At 62.7% G+C, this 18,424-nt stretch carries 18 protein-coding genes; 6 read left to right on the forward strand and 12 right to left on the reverse strand.

Going from position 1 to position 18,424, the window contains the following annotated elements:
• Positions 1 to 5 precede the first annotated feature (5 nt).
• The 4 genes from dprA (at position 6) to aroE (ending at position 3,646) form a co-directional block, all read left to right on the forward strand.
• A complete protein-coding gene (dprA, locus tag LUN51_RS00945; RefSeq protein WP_277809746.1) occupies positions 6 to 1,145 on the forward strand; it encodes a DNA-processing protein DprA in 1,140 nt (379 codons plus the stop codon).
• Positions 1,146 to 1,258: 113 nt separating this feature from the next.
• The gene (locus LUN51_RS00950; RefSeq protein ID WP_277809747.1) at positions 1,259 to 1,816 is read left to right on the forward strand and encodes a Sua5/YciO/YrdC/YwlC family protein; all 558 of its coding nucleotides are present in this window, start codon (positions 1,259 to 1,261) and stop codon (positions 1,814 to 1,816) included.
• A gap of 82 nt (positions 1,817 to 1,898) precedes the next feature.
• Positions 1,899 to 2,819, forward strand: a complete 921-nt coding sequence (gene hemF, locus LUN51_RS00955; protein WP_277809748.1) for an oxygen-dependent coproporphyrinogen oxidase — start codon at positions 1,899 to 1,901, stop codon at positions 2,817 to 2,819.
• Positions 2,816 to 3,646, forward strand: coding sequence for a shikimate dehydrogenase (gene aroE / locus LUN51_RS00960; RefSeq protein ID WP_277809749.1), 831 nt, complete (start codon positions 2,816 to 2,818; stop codon positions 3,644 to 3,646). The genes hemF and aroE overlap by 4 nt, the downstream gene beginning before the upstream one ends.
• A 56-nt stretch (positions 3,647 to 3,702) precedes the next feature.
• Here the strand turns inward: aroE and LUN51_RS00965 are convergent, their stop codons facing one another.
• Positions 3,703 to 4,518 (reverse strand): M48 family metallopeptidase, encoded by an 816-nt coding sequence (locus tag LUN51_RS00965; RefSeq protein WP_277809750.1) that lies wholly within the window; start codon positions 4,516 to 4,518, stop codon positions 3,703 to 3,705.
• A 123-nt stretch (positions 4,519 to 4,641) separates the two neighbouring features.
• Between LUN51_RS00965 and LUN51_RS00970 the strand changes: the two genes are divergently transcribed.
• Entirely contained in the window at positions 4,642 to 5,502 is an 861-nt protein-coding gene (locus LUN51_RS00970; protein WP_277809751.1) for an ATP-binding protein, read from the forward strand.
• A gap of 44 nt (positions 5,503 to 5,546) precedes the next feature.
• Positions 5,547 to 7,157: a diguanylate cyclase gene (locus LUN51_RS00975; RefSeq protein WP_277809752.1), complete on the forward strand. Its 1,611-nt coding sequence runs from the start codon at positions 5,547 to 5,549 to the stop codon at positions 7,155 to 7,157.
• Between the two features lie 6 nt (positions 7,158 to 7,163).
• Here LUN51_RS00975 and der read toward each other — a convergent pair whose 3' ends face one another.
• From der to LUN51_RS01030, 11 genes are all read right to left on the reverse strand, one after another.
• On the reverse strand, positions 7,164 to 8,567 hold the full coding sequence (der, locus tag LUN51_RS00980) for a ribosome biogenesis GTPase Der (protein ID WP_246895086.1): 1,404 nt from the start codon (positions 8,565 to 8,567) through the stop codon (positions 7,164 to 7,166).
• A gap of 190 nt (positions 8,568 to 8,757) precedes the next feature.
• On the reverse strand, positions 8,758 to 9,921 hold the full coding sequence (gene bamB / locus LUN51_RS00985) for an outer membrane protein assembly factor BamB (protein WP_277809753.1): 1,164 nt from the start codon (positions 9,919 to 9,921) through the stop codon (positions 8,758 to 8,760).
• Positions 9,921 to 10,577 carry a YfgM family protein gene (locus LUN51_RS00990; protein ID WP_277809754.1) on the reverse strand — a complete coding sequence of 219 codons (657 nt, stop codon included), beginning with the start codon at positions 10,575 to 10,577 and terminating at the stop codon, positions 9,921 to 9,923. The genes bamB and LUN51_RS00990 overlap by 1 nt, the downstream gene beginning before the upstream one ends.
• A gap of 74 nt (positions 10,578 to 10,651) precedes the next feature.
• On the reverse strand, positions 10,652 to 11,938 hold the full coding sequence (gene hisS / locus LUN51_RS00995) for a histidine--tRNA ligase (RefSeq protein ID WP_040242946.1): 1,287 nt from the start codon (positions 11,936 to 11,938) through the stop codon (positions 10,652 to 10,654).
• Positions 11,939 to 11,978: 40 nt separating this feature from the next.
• Positions 11,979 to 13,094 (reverse strand): flavodoxin-dependent (E)-4-hydroxy-3-methylbut-2-enyl-diphosphate synthase, encoded by a 1,116-nt coding sequence (gene ispG, locus LUN51_RS01000; RefSeq protein ID WP_040242945.1) that lies wholly within the window; start codon positions 13,092 to 13,094, stop codon positions 11,979 to 11,981.
• Positions 13,095 to 13,101: 7 nt separating this feature from the next.
• Positions 13,102 to 14,205 carry a RodZ domain-containing protein gene (locus LUN51_RS01005; RefSeq protein WP_040242944.1) on the reverse strand — a complete coding sequence of 368 codons (1,104 nt, stop codon included), beginning with the start codon at positions 14,203 to 14,205 and terminating at the stop codon, positions 13,102 to 13,104.
• Positions 14,206 to 14,246: 41 nt separating this feature from the next.
• Positions 14,247 to 14,987 (reverse strand): type IV pilus biogenesis/stability protein PilW, encoded by a 741-nt coding sequence (gene pilW / locus LUN51_RS01010; RefSeq protein WP_277809755.1) that lies wholly within the window; start codon positions 14,985 to 14,987, stop codon positions 14,247 to 14,249.
• Positions 14,988 to 15,091: 104 nt separating this feature from the next.
• Positions 15,092 to 16,216, reverse strand: a complete 1,125-nt coding sequence (gene rlmN, locus LUN51_RS01015) for a 23S rRNA (adenine(2503)-C(2))-methyltransferase RlmN (protein ID WP_277809756.1) — start codon at positions 16,214 to 16,216, stop codon at positions 15,092 to 15,094.
• 60 nt (positions 16,217 to 16,276) lie between these two features.
• Positions 16,277 to 16,702: a nucleoside-diphosphate kinase gene (gene ndk, locus LUN51_RS01020; protein WP_277809757.1), complete on the reverse strand. Its 426-nt coding sequence runs from the start codon at positions 16,700 to 16,702 to the stop codon at positions 16,277 to 16,279.
• Positions 16,703 to 16,857: 155 nt separating this feature from the next.
• Complete coding sequence (locus LUN51_RS01025; RefSeq protein WP_277809758.1) at positions 16,858 to 17,184, reverse strand: HesB/IscA family protein; 327 nt, start codon at positions 17,182 to 17,184, stop codon at positions 16,858 to 16,860.
• A 47-nt stretch (positions 17,185 to 17,231) separates the two neighbouring features.
• Positions 17,232 to 18,380 carry an aminotransferase class V-fold PLP-dependent enzyme gene (locus tag LUN51_RS01030; RefSeq protein WP_277809759.1) on the reverse strand — a complete coding sequence of 383 codons (1,149 nt, stop codon included), beginning with the start codon at positions 18,378 to 18,380 and terminating at the stop codon, positions 17,232 to 17,234.
• Positions 18,381 to 18,424 lie beyond the last annotated feature (44 nt).

Consider the following 18,424-nt stretch of genomic DNA (forward strand, 5'->3'; position numbering starts at 1 on the left):
TGTACATGATGACAGCAAGAGAGTGGTGTGCCCTGGCGCATCTCCCCAAACTCGGCGCACGGCGTCTGGCGGTCATTCGCCGTGAACTGGCCGCGCAAGGCTTGGCCGATGACTGGCCCGAGGCTTGGCTGGCGGCAATGCCTGCCGGGCCGCGTGACACGTTGCGGCACTGGCTCGATCATCCCGCGAAGAGCCCTTTGGAGGCACCGGTCGCGGCGGCCCTGACGTGGGAGGCGAGCCAGCCATCGCATCATCTCTTGCATCCCGGTCATCCGGCCTGGCCCGCCTTGCTCGATGAAATCGTTGATCCACCGGCGCTGTTATGGGCCAAGGGGGACTTGGCCGCGCTCGATCTGCCGGGCTTGGCCATGGTTGGTACGCGGCGCCCGACCCGCGAAGGCAGCGACAACGCGGCCTTTTTCGCCCGCGAGCTCGTGGAGGCCGGATTCGGTATCGTCAGCGGCATGGCGCTGGGTGTCGATGGCGTAGCCCAACGCACGGCGTTGGATGCCGGCGGTCGCAGCGTCGCGGTACTCGGCTGCGGCGTGGATGTGATTTATCCACCTCGCCATGCAGGCCTGTATCGTCGTCTTCTCGACGAAGGCGGCCTGCTGCTCTCCGAGCATCCTGCCGAGACGCGCGCCCATGCGCGCTATTTCCCGCGCCGCAATCGCATCATTACCGGGCTGTCGCTGGGCGTTCTGGTCGTCGAGGCGGCCGAGAAGAGCGGCTCTCTGGTCAGTGCGCGGCTGGCGATGGAGCAGAACCGCGAGGTCTTCGCGATACCCGGCTCGCTGCACAACGTGCAGGCACGTGGCAACCTGGGACTGATCCGCGACGGTGCTTCTCTGGTGTGCGGGCGCGACGATATTCTCGAGCAGCTCGGCCATTGGCAGGCGTTGAACGCGGCACCGCCCGAAGCCGCCACGGCGGTGCCACCGTCGCGTGCAGAGGCGCCGGCACCCTCCGATGTACCCCAGGATCCATTACTCGGCCTGTTGGATACGGCCCCTACGCCGCTGGACGTGCTCGTCGAGCGCAGCGAGCTGGATGTCGGCGGATGCCAGATGCGCCTGCTGGAACTGGAGCTCGCCGGCCAGGCCGCGCAGGTTAGCGGGGGGTGGGTGCGCCGCGCCACACGCTAGGCGTTTTCAGATGAGCGTCTATCATAGCCTGCGACAGCGTGGCGCGGCGTCTTCCCCTGCGTGCATGATAAGATGGCTGCATCTTGTATTGCCGTGAAGTGAAATCCTTCGCCATGTCAGAAACCTCCGACACTCTCAGTCACGCCGTGGCGGCATTGCGCCGTGGCGCCATCGTGGCTTACCCCACCGAAGCGGTGTGGGGGCTGGGCTGCGACCCCGATGACGATGCCGCGCTGGCACGGCTGATCGAACTCAAGCAACGCGATCCTGCGAAGGGTCTGATCCTGATCGCCGGGTCTGTGTCGCAATTGGCTCCCTGGCTGGAAGGGCTCGACGAGACGCAGCGTACGCGCCTGGCGGCCAGCCAAATGGTGCCCACAACCTGGCTGATACCTGACAACGGGCGGGCACGCCCGTTGTTGCGCGGTGAGCACGCCACCCTGGCGGTACGTGTCAGCGATCATCCCCTGGTACAAGCATTGTGCAACGCCTTCGGCGGTCCGCTGGTCTCGACCTCGGCCAATCATGCCGGAGAGCCGCCTGCGATGAGCGCCGACGATATACGTGCGGCCTTCGGCGAGGCGGTGACGCTCGTCGATGGGGCGCTTGGCGGGTACGCGCGGCCGAGCACGATCCGTGATCTGGCAAGCGGCGAGGTACTGCGCGATTGAGGCGTGCCGGAGTGTGGCGCGCTCTTGCGCCATGGCCGAGCGCTACATGAGTCAAACCAACCGATAACCCGAGGAGCGTGACGTGGCACATCCCCATCTCGACAAGGTGAAGGAGTATCTACTCGACTTGCAGGAACGTCTCTGTGAAGGCTTGGCTGCCGAGGATGGCGCGGCCTTTCGAGAAGACAGCTGGACACGCGAGTCGGGCGGTGGCGGTCGCTCGCGGGTGATCGAGAACGGTCACGTGTTCGAGAAGGGTGGGGTCAATTTCTCGCATGTCTTCGGTGAACGCCTGCCGGCTTCGGCCTCGGCCGCGCGGCCCGAATTGGCCGGTCGTAGCTTCCATGCCGTGGGCGTGTCCTGGGTGCTGCATCCGCATAACCCGCACGTACCCACAGCGCATGGCAATGTGCGCTTCTTCATCGCCGAAAAGGACGATGCCGATCCCGTCTGGTGGTTCGGCGGCGGTTTCGACCTGACGCCGTTCTATCCGGTGTTCGAGGATGTGGTCCACTGGCACCGCGTGGCCCGCGATACCTGCCAGCCGTTCGGCGATGATGTCTATCCGCGCTTCAAGCAGTGGTGCGACGACTATTTCACCCTTCATCACCGCGGCGAAACGCGCGGCGTCGGCGGGCTATTCTTCGACGATCTCAACGAGTGGGATTTCGAGCACTGCTTCGCGTTCCAGCAGGCGGTCGGCGATGCCTTCCTCGACGCCTATCTACCCATCGTGCGGCGGCGGCGCGAGACACCCTACGGCGAGCGCGAACGCGATTTCCAGGCGTTCCGGCGCGGGCGTTACGTCGAGTTCAACCTGGTCTGGGACCGCGGCACCCTGTTCGGGCTGCAAAGCGGTGGGCGCACCGAGTCGATCCTGATGTCGATGCCGCCGCTGGCGCAATGGCAGTATTGCTGGACGCCCGAACCGGGCAGCGACGAGGCGCGCCTGGGCGATGAATTCCTGCACTCACGCGAGTGGCTGGAGGAGGCCGAGGCATGAGCGAGCGTTACTGTGTCTTCGGGCATCCCATCGGGCATTCGCGCTCACCGCGCATTCATGCGCTATTCGCCGAGCAGTGTGGCCAGGCCATGACCTACGAGGCCATCGAGGCGCCGCGCGAGGACTTCGCCGGCGCCTGGCACACCTTCGTGGCCGCCGGCGGTCTTGGTGCCAATGTCACCGTGCCGTTCAAGGAAGAGGCGTATCGCGTGGCGGACGTGCTCAGCCAGCGCGCGCGTAGAGCGGGAGCCGTCAATACGCTGGTACACGGCCGTGACGGGCGCACCTATGCTGATACCACCGATGGCGTGGGGCTGGTGCGCGATCTCGAGGCGCACGGCGTGACGCTCGACGATGCGCGCATTCTCGTGCTCGGCGCGGGCGGGGCCGTGCGCGGCGTGCTCGATCCGTTGCTGGCGGCGGGGCCGCGGTCCCTGCATATTGCCAACCGTACGGCCGAGAAGGCCGTCAGCCTGGCCGCTGACTTTCACTTGCAAGAACGTGGGCAGCAACAGGCATGCGTGAAGGGTAGTGGCTATGATGCCTTGGAAGACGCTTATGATGTAGTCATCAATGGCACCAGCGCCTCATTGAGCGGCGAGTTGCCACCCTTACCGGAGACGCTATTGGCTGCTGATGGCGTGGCCTACGATATGATGTATGCCGCAGACCCGACCGTCTTCCTGCAATGGGCGAGCGCACGTGGCGTGCGCACGATCGATGGTTTGGGCATGTTGGTTGAGCAGGCCGCTGAGTCGTTTTTCCTGTGGCGGCACGTGCGCCCTGACACTGAGCCGGTACGCAATATGCTACGCCGCGAGCTTTGACGGCTGTGCCGCAGACGCCGCCTTCTAGAGGCGGCGTCTCGCTTTTCAGAAGGCGATCAGCGTTGGCAGTTGGGGCGCTTGCCGTTGGCTCGGGCCTGCTCATAGAGCGGCGTGGCTTCGTCCAGGCGATCTTGCAAGCCTTGAATGCGTGACTGGTTGCTGGGGTGGGTAGAGAGCCATTCCGGGGGCGCACCCTGGCTTTGCGCGGCCATGTTTTGCCACAGCTCGATACTGGCGCTGGGATTGAAGCCGGCCTCGGCCATCAAGTCCAGGCCGAGCTTGTCGGCTTCTGACTCATGCTTGCGCGAGAAAGGCAGGATCACGCCGTATTGGGCGCCTGCGCCGAGGAGCCCCATGAGCTGCTCGCCGGTGGCACCTTCCAGTCCTGCGGCCGATTGCAGGATCGAGAGCCCGGTCTGCGTGGCGGCTTGCGTCGACACTCGCTCGTTGGCGTGATTCGCAAGGACGTGTGCTACCTCGTGACCGATGACGGCGGCCAATTGGTCCTGGTTCTTGGTAATGTCAAGCAACCCACTGTTGACCCCGATGTAACCGCCCGGCAGCGCGAAGGCGTTGGCCGAGTCGTCCTCGAAGACCTTGACCTCCCACTCATCGACCTGCGCACCGGCGGGTACCTCGGCGGTGATGGCATCGGCTACGCACTGCACGTAGTCGTGCGTGGCGCCACCGACCTCGGGCAATTTTTCCTGATACTGGGCGAAGCTTTGCTGTCCCATCTGCTCGAGCTCATCGTTGGAAAACAGCGCCAACTGGCTTCGACCCAAGGGCGACGTGCTGCAGGCGGCGAGCGTGAGGCCGACCATGGCGATGGCGAGCGGTGTGCGTAGGCGAGACGACAACGTCCTTTTCATGAGGATCTCCTGATGGGCTCTGGACCCGGCAACCAAACGGCTCCAAGATACCCTGATGCCCTGCTGGGTCAACCAGCGAACTGTAGGCGGAATTCTAGAATGAACAGTGACAGGAGGAGAAGGATGGACGCCGATCTAGCGCAACGTCTGCACAAGGTGCTGGACCGGGTCGAGGCATGGTTGCCGCCAGAACCCGAGACTGTCGATTGGTCGCGAGATGTGGCGGCAATCTGGCAGCGTAACGCGCTGGGCGGCCAATTGATCCCGGTAGCTGCGCGCGATAGCGTCGGCATGGACGACTTGGTCGGCATCGAGCGTCAAAAAACGGCGCTTTTGAGTAACACGCGTGCTTTTTTGCACGGGCGTCCGGCGAATCATGCACTACTCTGGGGTGCACGCGGCAGCGGTAAATCATCGATGGTCAGAGCCTTGCTCAATACGCTGGCGCCGGAAGGGCTGCGATTGATCCAGGTCGACCGCCACGACCTGGTCGGTTTGCCGGGACTAGTGCAGCGGCTGCGAGGCTCGACGCATCGCTTCATCGTGTACTGTGATGATCTCTCCTTTGAAGGCCACGACGACGCCTATAAAGCGCTCAAGAGCGTGCTCGACGGCACCTTGACCGGCCCACCCGAAAACGTGCTGTTATATGCGACATCCAACCGGCGCCACTTGTTGCCCGAGTCGCTCGCCGACAATCAGGATACCCGACTGGTCGATGGCGAGCTCCATCATGGTGACGCGGTGGAGGAGCGCATCTCGCTCTCCGACCGTTTCGGACTGTGGCTGGCCTTCCATCCCTTCAACCAGGACACCTACCTCGATGCGTGTCGGCATTGGGTACACTACCTGGGTGGTGATGACGCCTGGAGTGATGCGGCCCGCGAGGACGCGGTGCGCTTTGCCACCTTGCGCGGGGTAAGAAGCGGGCGCGCCGCCTGGCAGTTTGCCTGCCAGTGGGTGGGCGCGAGGCAAGAGTCGTAATATTCAGTGCTGCGAGGCGGACTTACGGTCAGGGAGAGGACGGTATGCAAGAGAGCGAACGCAGTCGGCGCCTCGAGGCATTGCGTGTGCAATACGTCGAGAGATTGCATGACGACTTGCAAGCGGTAATGGCGCAAGTCGAGGAGATGAGTACCCGCGATAATGCTGCATCGGCGGTGGAGTTGGAGGCGGTCTGCGAGGCCCTGCAACGTATTGCGGATTCTGCCGGTAGCTTCGGCTATGACGCCTTGAGCGAGACATGCGGTGAAGTGGCATGTCAGGTTCGTCAGTGGCTCGAGGGGGGAGTGTTGCCCGCGCCCTATACACTGGCGGCGTTGCAATCGCGTCTGCAATACGGGGCGGAGCAGCTGCCCCATCTCGACGACCTGCTTCCTGCATACGCCACGATGGCTCAACGAGATACCGCATCGGTGCGTGTCGCCGTGCTTGGTGACGAGCCACTACGGCGACGTGAGCTGGATGAGGTCTTGAGCGGGTTGGGATACGTATGTCACGCATATGCTATGCATGACGTCGACGCGCTGACGGCGTGGCAACCCGACGCCGTGCTGATCGACGAGCGTAGCGTGCCGCGTTCTCGTTGGAGTGCCTGGTGGAGTGCCTGGCAGTCTCCGCCACACCTTCTGATATTCGGCGACGAGGACGATTTTGCGGCGAGGCTCTCGGCGATCCGTCATGGCGCGGCGGGCTATTTCGTGCCACCGCTGGATGCCTCGCTGATCGCTAGATGCCTGGAGCGCCTGGTGCCAGGCCCCACGCCGGAGCCGCTGCGTGTATTGATCGTCGAGGACGATGTCGAGCTGGCCGAACACTACCACCTGGTGCTGGATGGCGCGGGGGTCGATTCATGGGTGGTTAACGTCCCGGCCGAGACTCTGTTCGCACTACGCGATTATCGTCCTGACCTGGCCTTGGTGGACACGCGCTTGCCCACGTGCACAGGACGCGAGATGGCCCGCGTGATGCGCCTCGACGATGCCTGGCGGGACTTGCCCGTGGTGTATCTGGCGGCCGGCGATGACGTGCATGAGCAGGCCCTGACGCGTAGCGGCGACGCTTTTCTTGGCAAGCCGGTCGATGACGATGCCTTGGTGGCCACGGTCTTGTCACACGCCTTCAGTGCGCGTGGTTCGCGGCGCTGGGTGGCGCGCGATGGCTTGACTGGTGTGCTCACCCACGCCGCCTTGCAGGAACTGTTGGAAGTCGAGTTCGCCCGTGCGCAGCGTAGTGGTACGCCCACTAGTCTGGCACTGATCGATATCGACCATGTGGGGGCGTTGAATGCCCATTATGGGCATGCCAGCGGCGATTACGTGATCCGTCTCCTCGCGGAGCACTTGACGCAGCAGTTGCGTTTCATCGACCACGTGGGACGTTATGCCGGTGGGGCGTTTTGTGTCGTGTTGCCGCATTGCAGTCCCGAGGACGCGCAACGCGCGATCGAACGCATACGCTTGCAATTCCAATCGCAGACGATCAACGAACGCGGCGAGTTCGAAATGACGTTTTCCGCCGGGGTGGCTGGCCTGCATGATGCGTCCAGCGTCGAGGCGGGGCTCGACGCCATCGATCAAAGGCTCTACCGCGCCAAGCTGGCGGGGCGCAATCGGGTGCTCGGCAATGGCGACGAGTGACGCACCTTAGCGGCGCTTCTTGCGTGCCTCGCGCGTGCGGTTCAGCTCGCGTTTCTTGGCCTTCTCGCGGTCGCTGGCGCCGGCATTCTCATCGTAAGGGTTGTCGCCCGAGCGGAATTCGAAGCGCATCGGCGTGCCGCGTACCTTGAGCACCTTACGGAAGGTGTTAATCAGATACCGCTTGTACGCCTCAGGCAGTGAGCCGGTCTGATTGCCGTGGACTACGATGATGGGCGGGTTGCTGCCGCCCTGGTGGGCCATGCGTAACTTGATACGGCGACCGTGGACCAGCGGTGGCTGATGTTCGCTCACCGCATCCTGCAAGAGTGTGGTCAGGCGATTGGTCGACCAGTGACTGTTGGCCGAGTCGAAGGCACGCGTGACGGAGGGGTAAAGGTCGCCTACCGCGGTGCCGTGCAGCGCGGAAATGAAGTGCATTTCGGCGTAATCGGCGAAGCCCAGGCGGCGCTTGACCTCCGTGCGCATCTTGTCCTTTGCTTCTTGCTCGAGACCATCCCATTTGTTGACCGCCAGCACCAGCGCCCGCCCGCTACTCAGGACATAGTCGAGTAGGTGCAGGTCCTGATCGACCAGGCCGCTGCGCGCGTCGAGCACCATGACCGCCACATGACAGTCCTTGATGGCTTCGAGTGTCTTGATGATCGAGAACTTCTCGGCGGTTTCCTTGACGTTCTTGCGTCGCCGCACGCCGGCGGTGTCGACCAGCACATAGGGCTTTCCGCGTCGTTCGAAGGGGATCTCGATGGCATCGCGTGTGGTGCCGGCCTCATCGAAGACGATGACACGTTCTTCACCCAGCAGGCGGTTGACCAGCGTCGACTTGCCGACATTGGGACGACCGATGACCCCGATGCGAATGCCGTTGCTGAGATCCGGCGGCGCGGCGTTGACCTCGCGTGGGGGGAAAGGCGCCAACACCTCGTCGATCAAGCTGGTGACGTTGCGCCCATGCGCGGCGGCGATTGGGCGCGGGTCGCCCAGGCCGAGCTGCCAGAAATCGGCCGACGCCGAGTGTTCTTCGAGACCATCGGTCTTGTTGACCACCAGCCAGGTCTTTTTCTGATTGACGCGCAGGTGGTTGGCGATGGCCTCGTCGGCGGCGGTGAGACCACTACGCCCGTCGACCATGAACAGCACGATGTCGGCTTCGTCGATGGCCAGCAGCGACTGCTCGGCCATGGCGGCGTCGATGCCTTCTTCATTACCGCTGATGCCGCCGGTGTCGATGACGGTATAGGTTTTGTCGCCGAGCGCGCCGTTGCCGTACTTGCGGTCACGGGTCAGGCCGGCGAAGTCGGCGACCAGCGCGTCACGCGTGCGGGTCAGGCGATTGAAGAGGGTCGATTTGCCGACATTGGGTCGGCCTACCAGGGCGATGACAGGATTCATGGTGTCTCGTAAACCGGCGCACAAAAGCGTTGAGTGAGGCTGGACATGCGACGTGGTCGCTTCAAAGAGGACATGACGCAAGCGTCACGTTGTCGTGGCGTGATTCTAGCATTGCTGATCGGTACGGGCCCACAAATGACACGGGCACCTCATCGCGAGGTGCCCGCTCATAAGCTCAAGTGCGGCCCTCTCAATCGTCGCTTGCGTCGATATCGTAGGCCACCAGTTCGCCGTCGTTGGTGAGGGTATAGATCCGTTGGCCGTCGGCCAGCAACGGCAGACTGATGCCATCGCCGCCGAGTTCAGTACGACCCATGATTTCCCCATCGCTGGCATTGAGCAGGTGGACATAACCCTGATAGTCGCCTAGCGCCAGCTTGCCATCGACAAAGGTAGGCGCGGTCAGGTTGCGACCTTCGAGGGCGTCGGATTCCCACAGCACGCTGCCACTATCGACGTCGAGCGCCAGGACATGGCTGGCTTCGTTGACAGTGAAGAGGTAATTACCGACGCGCAGCGGGGTCAGATAACTGGATTCGTCGCGTGACCAGATGACTTCGCCGCTAGTGGCTTCCAGTGCCATGATGCGACCGTTGTAGCTGGTCACGAACAGGCGTCCGTCCTGAGACAGTACCGGCTGGCCGTCGAGATCGACGAGCTGTTCCACTTCGGTACGTCCTTGCGGCACGGCGACGCGCATATCCCACAGTGGTTGGCCACTACGGTTGTCGAGCGTTACCAGGCGGCCATTGGCAAAGCCGACGAACGATACCGGCTCGATGACGCGCGGCGTGCCTGTACCGCGGAGGGTCAGGGATGGCTGGCTACTGCTGTAGGTCCATTCTTCCTGCCCGGAGGTGCGATCCAGGGCAGTCACCGTGCCGTCGACACTTTGTACCACGACCAGCTTGCTGTTGACCTGAGGTGTGGCCAACACTTCGCTTGAGACCTTGGAACGCCAAGCTTCGCTGCCGTCCTCGCTATCGATGGCGACGACGGAACCGTTGCGCGTACCGGCATACAGTCGGGTGCTATCGCTGGATATGCCGCTGGAGAGCGGCGTGTCGAAACGTACTTCCCACTTGGTCTCGCCGCTGTCGGCATCGAGTGCGCGCAACAGACCGTTTTCATCGGCGGCATAGAGGGTGCCGTCGGCGAGTAGGGGCATCAAGGGATAACGCGCCCGACCCAGGCCATCGCCGACCGAGGTGGACCAACGCTCGTCGAGGGTCGCCGAGGCCGAAAAGTCCTTGAGTTCCTTGGGTGGATACTGCGGCTCGACGTCGCCAGCGCAGCCCACCAGCAAGGTAGATAAGGTGAGCGCGGCCGGTAACAGTAGGTGGTTCAATTTCATCAGCTGGCGTCCTCTACACCGAGATTGTCGAGCTTGAGCCGTACGCCGGAAAGCGGTTGATCCTGCTCTTCGGCGCGGGCGAGCGCGTCCTGATAGGCTTGACGCGCCTCATCGGGTTGGTCTAAAGCGGCGTGGGCATCGCCGCTGATCTCGGCGGCTTGCGCCGCGAGCGCGGTGGGGATATCGCCCTCGAGTGTGGTCAGGGCGCCCTCGGCGTTGTCCAGGGCGATCTGCACGCGTGCCAGGTTGAGGCGTGCGAGGCCACTGAGATAAGCATGTTCGCTGCTATCGATGAAGGACGACAGTGTCTCTCGTGCGCCCTCCAAGTCATCGGCGTCGACGGCCAAACGGGCACGCATCAGCTCGGCAAGTTCGGCGTATAAGGTGCCACCGTGCTCGCTTTCCAGGCCATCGATCATGGTCGTGGCCTGTTCGCGTTGCTCGGCGCTCATCTGCGGTTGCTGCATCAGCATCGTGAGCTGCTGGTAGCGTTGCGATGCTGCTTCCGCTTGAGAGGCTTGGTAATCCTGCCAGGCGTTCCAGGCGAAGACGCCCGCTCCGGCGAGTACCACCCCGGCGATGATCGCCTTGCCGTATTCCTTCCACCAGCGCTTGAGCGTCTCAAGCTGTTCGTCTTCGGTGCTAAGCTCCGCCACGGGCGGTCTCCTTCAATGGCTGTTCGTACGAAACGGCGCGGTCGTTCTTCAAGTCCGTTCTTCAAGTCCGCTCTTCAAGCCTCCGCGAGAAGCGTCTTGAGACGCGCCGCGAGCGCATCGAGGGCAACGCTTTCTTGATCGCGGTCTTCACGTAGGAATTTGATCCCTACCTGACCGCTGGCCAGTTCATCCTCACCGAGTAACAACGCCATGCGGGCCCCGCTCTTGTCGGCTTTCTTTATCTGGCTCTTGAAGCTGCCGCCGCCGCAATGGAGCTGCAGATGCATGCCAGGCACAGCATCACGCAGGCGTTCGCCCAGCAGCATCGCTTCGCGGCTAGCGGCATCGCCCATGGCCGTCAGATAGACGTCGGTGCGCGGTCGCGCAGCCTCAGGGATCAGGTCGAGCGTTTCGAGTAGCAGGATCAGTCGCTCAACGCCCATGGCAAAGCCCACGCCAGGCGTGGGTTTGCCGCCGAGCTGTTCGACCAGGCCATCATAGCGACCGCCGGCACATACCGTGCCCTGGCTGCCCAGCGCTTGGGTGGTCCACTCGAACACGGTTCGACTGTAATAGTCCAGCCCCCGCACCAGGCGTGGATTGATGACATAGTCGATGCCAGCTGCCTCGAGCATGGCGGTGAGCTCGGCGAAGTGAACACGCGATTCTTCGTCGAGGTGGTCCATCAAGCGCGGCGCGTCGGCGAGCATCGCCGCCATGTCGGGATTTTTGGAGTCCAGAATACGCAGCGGATTGGTGCTCAGACGGCGCCGAGAATCCTCGTCAAGGACATCGGAATGCGCCTCGAAGTGGGCGACTAGCGCATCGCGGTAGGCGGCACGGGCCTCGTTGGAGCCCAACGAGTTGAGCTCCAATTGGACGTGGGGCATCAGGCCGAGCGCTTCCCATAGGCGGGCGCTGAGCAGGATCATCTCGACGTCGATGTCCGGTCCATACATGCCATAAGCTTCCACGCCGACCTGGTGGAACTGGCGATAGCGCCCCTTTTGAGGGCGCTCATGGCGGAACATCGGCCCCTGATACCACAGGCGCTGCGTCTGGTTGTAAAGCAGACCGTTCTCCAGTGCCGCACGCACGCAGCTAGCGGTACCTTCGGGCCGCAGCGTGAGGCTGTCGCCGTTGCGGTCATCGAAGGTATACATCTCCTTCTCGACGATATCGGTTACTTCGCCGATCGAGCGCTTGAACAGCGCCGTCTGCTCGATGATAGGCATGCGGATTTCGCTATACCCATAGCGCTGCATGAGATGCTGGATCTGACGCTCGAAGTATTGCCAAACAGGCGACTGCTCCGGTAGCAGATCGTTCATGCCACGGATGGCCTGGATCTTGTTGCTCAATGCTGACTCCTGAACCGGTACGGGGCGCGCGAGCGGCGCTTTATGCCTCGCGGGCGATGGTATCGCGTTCGCGGGCCTCTTTTTCGCGGACCTTATCGCGGATCAGCGCTTCCAGATCGTCGACCAAGTGGTCGTTGCGAAGCTTGCTGGCCGGCTTGCCGTCGATATAAACGAGGTTGGCCGGGTCGCCGCCGGTGAGGCCGATATCGCTTTCCTTGGCCTCGCCGGGGCCATTGACCACGCAGCCGATGACCGAGACATCGAGCGGCGTCATGATGTCGTCGAGGCGTTCCTCGAGGGCATTCATGGTGCCGATGACGTCGAAATTCTGGCGCGAGCAACTCGGGCAGGCGACGAAGTTGATGCCCTTGGAGCGCAGGCGCAGGCTCTTGAGCATGTCATAGCCGACCTTGATCTCTTCGACAGGATCGGCCGCCAGCGAGACGCGAATGGTGTCGCCGATGCCTTCCATCAACAGCATGCCGAGTCCAATCGAGGACTTCACGGTCCCCGAACGCAAACCGCCGGCTTCGGTGATGCCTAGATGCAGAGGCTGGTCGATACGCTGCGCGAGTTGGCGGTAAGCGGCCACTGCCATGAACACGTCGGAGGCCTTGACGCTGACCTTGAAATCCTGGAAATCGAGGCGGTCGAGGTGCTCGATATGCCGCATGGCGGATTCGACCAGCGCCTCCGGCGTCGGTTCGCCGTATTTCTTCTGCAGATCCTTTTCCAGCGATCCGGCGTTGACGCCGATGCGGATCGGAATGCCGTGTTCGCGGGCGGCATCGACCACCGCGCGCACGCGGTCTTCGCGGCCGATATTGCCGGGGTTGATGCGCAGGCAGTCGACGCCTAGTTCTGCCACGCGCAGGGCGATCTTGTAGTCGAAGTGAATATCGGCAACCAGAGGGACCGAGACCTGGCGCTTGATTTGGCCGAAAGTCTCGGCGGCCTCCATGGTGGGCACCGAAACGCGCACGATGTCCGCTCCTGCGGCCTCGAGCTGGCGGATCTGCGCCACAGTGGCGGCGACATCCAGGGTATCGGTGTTGGTCATGCTTTGAACGGCGATGGGCGCGCCACCACCGACGGGGACATTCCCGACATGAATCTGGCGAGATTGGCGCCGTTGAATCGGAGATTGCATATGCATGTGCGTATCACTCTCCCAAGGTGAAGCGGGCGACATTATTGCCGCCGGTATGCTGGCTCAGATCGACGTTCTCGCCCCGATAGCGGAGCTCGACGCCGGAGGCGTTACCAATGGTCAGGCGAAACGGGGGCGTGCCTTGCAGTTCGGTATCGGTACCGGGGTCTTGCAGGCCCGCCATCAGGCGCTGATCGTCGGCATCATAGATCTCGGTCCATGACTGCTCGTTGAAAGTCAGCGTCAGGCCATTGGCGATGTCAGCGCTTGCAACGCTGCTGGTGTCATCGCTGTCGCCGTCCTGCGTGGTGGATTCGGCGTTCGCCGAGGTGTCGTTGACGGCGACGTTCGTGCCCTGCGTGTCGGCATCGTCGCGGCTGGCCTCGTCCGCGTCATCGCTGGTGCCAGTGCCATCGCTCGCTTCGTCATTGTTGACGAGGCCTAGATTGTCGTTTTCGTCGGGTAGCGGCGGCAAGTTGTCCTGTTCGCTCGCGTCGCCTTGTTCGCCCGTGGCAGCCTGCGACGCGATGCCGTCGCGTTGTGCCTCGTCGTTTGGGGAAGCGTCATCGTTGAGGGCGTCGCTTGCCATGGCCTCGCTCCCCACGTTCTCCGCACTGCCCTCGGTGGCGCCACCGTCATCCGCACTTTCCATGGTGGCGGGTTCATCGCCAAGGCCGAAGAACTCGTTGCCCTCGCGGCTCTGCCACCACATCAGCGTCAAGCCGATCAGGCCCACGATGATAAGTAGCGTGACCAACTTGAAGATCCAAGCGCCAATCCGTGAGGGCGGTTGCGAGCGATATGATGGCGGTGTGACTTTGCGGTCAAGATCGTCACGGCCATGCAGGGCATCGTAGTCTTGCGCCACACGCGTGTCGTCGAGCCCCAACAACTTGGCGTAGGCACGCAGATAACCCCGCCGATAGGTGGCGATGGGGACCTGATCGTAGCGGTCTTCTTCCAGACCGGTGACCACGGCGGGCCGGAGGTTGAGCTGCTCGGCGACTTCTTCTAATGACAGCCCCTGCCGCTCGCGCTCGCGTCTCAGCCGAGTGCCAGGAGGTTCGTGACCCTCGGTGGGAGCGGGGGAGGTGTGTTGTTCGTGAGTGTCGCTCATACCAGAGCATCCTTCTCGAATTCGTGTGGTCGGATCATGCCTCAGGAATCGTCATGCTGCTGATGATAAAAGGCTGCGGCTTCCTCGTCGCCTCGTGCGCGAGCGATGTCGCTCGCCAATTCGAGACTTGTCGGAGTCGCCTCGGCCAAGGTGAAGAAACGCTGCAAGCGCTCCCAGGCACGTTCATCATGACCCTGCGTATGGTCGAGTCTCGCCAGCAAGAGCAGGCTTTGCGTATCGTGTGAGTCGGACGCAATGGCCTGTTCCAACGGACGTCGCGCGGCATCGAGGTCGCCTTGCTCGAACCGGCATCGGCCCAGATTGGCAAGCAATTGGGCGCGATTATTATACGTGGTGTCTCGTGCTGCTTGCTGTAGTTGCGTACAGGCGGCGTCGAGCCTGCCCTCATCGTACAGAAAAGCAGCGTAGTTGTTGCGCGCGCGAGTATAATCGCCGTCGGCATCCAGCGCACGTTTGAAATATTCCTCGGCGAGTGCCGGCTCGTCCTGACGTTGGTAGAGAAGTGCCATGCTTTCCAGCGCCCGAGGGTCGTCGGGACCCAGTTCCAAGGCGTGTTCCAGCGCATCGCGGGCGCGCGTTAAGTTATCGCGTTTGAGATAGGCCAGCCCCAGCTCGGTATACGCCGACACCGCTTGACCGTTGTCCGGCGATGCGTAGGGGGAGTTACTTTCGACTTGGACGGCGCAACCGCTCAAGAGCCAGACGAGCGACATCGCGGCACTCAACGAGCGGATCGAAGGTGGACGATGGCGGCGCGTCATGGAGCCCTCTCGAAACAATGGCGTCAATCGATGCAATGAGACGGTATTCGTCGTCTGAAAGTGTCCCATCAAAGCGCCGCACCTCAGTGAAGTCAAGGCGAGGCTCAATCGGCATCGATCTGAATGGACTGAATGTAACGTTCGTGACGCTTGGTGCGGTCCTTGACGCGTCCCACCAGTTGGCCACAGGCAGCATCGATATCATCGCCGCGCGTCATGCGGACGGGGGCGGTATGGCCTAACTCTTCGAGCCAGTGCTGAAAGCGCATGACCTGATTGCGTGAAGGCTTCTCGTAGCCCGAGTGCGGGAACGGGTTGAAGGGAATCAGGTTGATCTTGCACGGCAAGTCCCCGAGCAGCGTTGCCAGCTCTTGGGCATGGAGCTGCTGATCGTTGACATCCTTCATCAGCGTGTACTCGATGGTCAGCATGCGCGTGTCATCGCATTTATCGAGATAGCGACGGCAGGAATCTAGCAGCGTGGCGATGTTGTACTTGCGATTCAGCGGGACCAGCTCGTTGCGCAGCTCGTCGTTGGCGGCATGCAGCGAAATCGCCAGACTCACGTCGAGCTCGTCGCCGAGCTTGTCGATCATCGGTACGACGCCGGAGGTGGAGAGCGTGACGCGGCGCTTGGAAAGGCCGTAACCGTTGTCGTCGAGCATCAACTTCATGGCCGGCACGACGGCATTGTAGTTCATCAGCGGCTCGCCCATGCCCATCATCACCACGTTGGTGACCGGGCGGTTGGTATCACGTCGCGCGCCGAAGCTGTTGCTGGCCACCCACACCTGGCCGATAACCTCGGCGCTGGTGAGGTTGCGCTGAAAACCTTGCTTGCCGGTGGAGCAGAAACTGCAATCCAACGAGCAACCGACCTGAGACGACACACAAAGCGTGCGGCGTTTGCCGCCCTCGGCGGGAATCAGCACGGTTTCCACGTAGCTGCCGTCTTCCACTTCGAGGACCCACTTGCGCGTGCCATCCTGCGAGGCGCCTTCGTAGACCACGCGTGGGCCACGTACTTCGGCGAGTTCCTCAAGGCGCGTGCGCAGTGCCTTCGAGAGATTGGTCATCGACTCGAAGTCGTCGCAGCCTTCGTGGTGAATCCACTTCATCACCTGGGCGGCGCGAAATTTCTTCTCGCCCAATGAGACGAAGAAGGTTTCCATCTCCTCGCGCGTAAGGCCGAGAAGGTTGGTACGGGGCGTGACGGTATCGAGGGTCATGGTGGGTCGTACGCTCGGTGGATGGCGGTGCGAGGGCCATGCGGCCCCCGCGGGAAGCGATCAGCGTGCGCAGATCTCTTCGCTGCCGAAGAAGTAAGCGATCTCGCGCTCGGCGGATTCCGGCGAGTCGGAGCCGTGCACGGCGTTGGCGTCGATGGACTGTGCGAAGTCGGCGCGGATGGTGCCGGCCTCGGCTTCCTTGGGATTGGTCGCGCCCATCAGGTCACGGTTGGCGGCGATGGCATTGTCGCCTTCCAGTACCTGCACGACCACCGGGCCGGAGGTCATGAAGCCCACTAGGTCGCCGAAAAAGGAACGTTCCTTGTGCTCAGCGTAGAAGCCTTCGGCCTGCGCCTGGGAAAGCTGCAGCATCTTGGCGGCGACGATCTTGAGACCGGCCTTTTCGAAGCGGCTTTCGATCTCGCCGATGGCGTTCTTGGCGACGGCGTCGGGCTTGATAATGGACAGGGTGCGTTCGTTGGCCATGAGGTCAATGTCTCCGTGACTGAAATCGGGGTCTTGGTCGATACGCCAACGCGCCGCTCGAGGCGACGCGTTGCATGAAACTCGACGGATGTCGAAAAAAGCGCGCCATTGTAGCGTGTCGTCGGACGTGGCGCACGCCCGGCGGCTGGGCGCCTTTAGACGCTGAAGCTTTCCCCGCAGCCACATTGATCGGTGGCATTGGGGTTATTGAAGCGAAAATAACGGTTAAGTCCTTCGCTGACGTAGTCCACCTCGGTGCCGTCGAGCATGGTCAAGGCCTCCTTGTCGACGAGCACCTTGACGCCGTGGTCCTCGAAGGGCACATCGTTGGCGCCCACCTCGTCGGCGATGTCGAGCACGTAGCTGTAGCCGGAGCAGCCGCTGGGTTTGATCGCCACGCGTAGGCCGAGGCCATTGCCGCGCTCGGCGAGCACATGCTGGATCTGTTCGGCGGCGGCGGAACTGATGTTGATGTTAGCCATGTTGACCTCCTTGCTTGGGTCGCGACGCGTGATGCGGCGACCTCGATTCATTGGCGTAGGGCGCCGAGCGCATGGCGGAGCTCGGCGCTTGCGGTGTCGATGTCCGCCTCGGTAGTGAAGCGGCCGAAGCTGAAACGAATGGACGCCAAGGCGCGAATGCGATCGGTGCCGATGGCCTTCAATACATAGGATGGCTCGACACTGGCTGAGTTGCACGCCGAACCGGTCGATACCGCCAGCGCACGCAGCGCCATCAGTAGCGATTCACCGTCGACGTCGTCGAACGCCAGGTTAACGATCATGGGGACCGAGACGTCGAGTGCTGTGTTGCAGTGTACGCCTTCGCACGCAGCGAGGCCGTCGAGAAAACGCTGACGCATGGCCAGGCCATGGGTATGATCGGCTTCCTGTGCGTCGGCCGCCAGGGAGAACGCTTCGCCCATGCCCGCGATCTGATGCGTGGGCAGCGTGCCCGAGCGCATGCCGCGTTCGTGACCGCCGCCATGGATCAGCGCCTCAATACGAATGTCGGGGCTGCGGCGTACATAGAGCGCGCCGACGCCCTTGGGGCCGTAGGTCTTGTGCGCCGACATCGACATCAGGTCGATGCCCATGGCGTTGACATCGAGCGCGATCTTGCCGGTGGCCTGGGCGGCATCGACATGGAAGACCGCGCCAGCGGCGTGGACGACCTCGGCCAGCGCCGCCAACTCGTGGATGCTGCCCAGCTCGTTGTTGACGGCCATCAGCGAGACCAGAATGGTATCCTCGCGCATGGCGTCGTTGAGCTGCGTGGGCGTTACGCGGCCATCCGCACCGGGCGTCAGCCAGGTCACGTCGAAACCTTCGGCCTCTAGTGCGAGGGCGGTATCGACGACGGCCTTATGTTCGATACGCGAGGTGACCAGATGCCGACCGCGCGCTCGGTTGGCACGCATGAAGCCGGTCAACGCCAGGTTATCGGCCTCGGTAGCACCACTGGTCCAAACGATCTCTCGCGGATCGGCGGCGATCAAATCGGCGACTTGGCGGCGTGCGCTTTCTACTGCCTGTTCGGCTAGCCATCCCGGCATGTGGCTACGCGAAGCAGGATTGGCGTAGACGCCATCGAGTGTCAGGTGACGCGCCATCACCTCCGCGACGCGTGGGTCGACGGGGGTGGTGGCGGCATAGTCAAGATACACGGGTGAGGTCATGACGGCTCGTATCGATGATGGCGCTGGCGCCTACTGCTCCGCAA

The sequence above is a fragment of the Chromohalobacter canadensis genome, from assembly GCF_029544075.1.
Classification (GTDB): Bacteria; Pseudomonadota; Gammaproteobacteria; order Pseudomonadales; family Halomonadaceae; genus Chromohalobacter; species Chromohalobacter canadensis_A.

Bases quoted from the DNA above. Each gene is read 5' to 3' on its own strand.
- LUN51_RS00950 (WP_277809747.1), top strand. From the start codon at position 1,259: ATGTCAGAAACCTCCGACACTCTCAGTCACGCCGTGGCGGCATTGCGC.
- ispG (WP_040242945.1), bottom strand. From the start codon at position 13,094: ATGCATATGCAATCTCCGATTCAACGGCGCCAATCTCGCCAGATTCAT.
- bamB (WP_277809753.1), bottom strand. From the start codon at position 9,921: ATGAAATTGAACCACCTACTGTTACCGGCCGCGCTCACCTTATCTACC.
- LUN51_RS01005 (WP_040242944.1), bottom strand. From the start codon at position 14,205: ATGAGCGACACTCACGAACAACACACCTCCCCCGCTCCCACCGAGGGT.
- ndk (WP_277809757.1), bottom strand. From the start codon at position 16,702: ATGGCCAACGAACGCACCCTGTCCATTATCAAGCCCGACGCCGTCGCC.
- rlmN (WP_277809756.1), bottom strand. From the start codon at position 16,216: ATGACCCTCGATACCGTCACGCCCCGTACCAACCTTCTCGGCCTTACG.
- LUN51_RS01025 (WP_277809758.1), bottom strand. From the start codon at position 17,184: ATGGCTAACATCAACATCAGTTCCGCCGCCGCCGAACAGATCCAGCAT.
- LUN51_RS00965 (WP_277809750.1), bottom strand. From the start codon at position 4,518: ATGAAAAGGACGTTGTCGTCTCGCCTACGCACACCGCTCGCCATCGCC.
- der (WP_246895086.1), bottom strand. From the start codon at position 8,567: ATGAATCCTGTCATCGCCCTGGTAGGCCGACCCAATGTCGGCAAATCG.
- LUN51_RS01030 (WP_277809759.1), bottom strand. From the start codon at position 18,380: ATGACCTCACCCGTGTATCTTGACTATGCCGCCACCACCCCCGTCGAC.
- LUN51_RS00975 (WP_277809752.1), top strand. From the start codon at position 5,547: ATGCAAGAGAGCGAACGCAGTCGGCGCCTCGAGGCATTGCGTGTGCAA.
- pilW (WP_277809755.1), bottom strand. From the start codon at position 14,987: ATGACGCGCCGCCATCGTCCACCTTCGATCCGCTCGTTGAGTGCCGCG.
- LUN51_RS00970 (WP_277809751.1), top strand. From the start codon at position 4,642: ATGGACGCCGATCTAGCGCAACGTCTGCACAAGGTGCTGGACCGGGTC.
- aroE (WP_277809749.1), top strand. From the start codon at position 2,816: ATGAGCGAGCGTTACTGTGTCTTCGGGCATCCCATCGGGCATTCGCGC.
- dprA (WP_277809746.1), top strand. From the start codon at position 6: ATGATGACAGCAAGAGAGTGGTGTGCCCTGGCGCATCTCCCCAAACTC.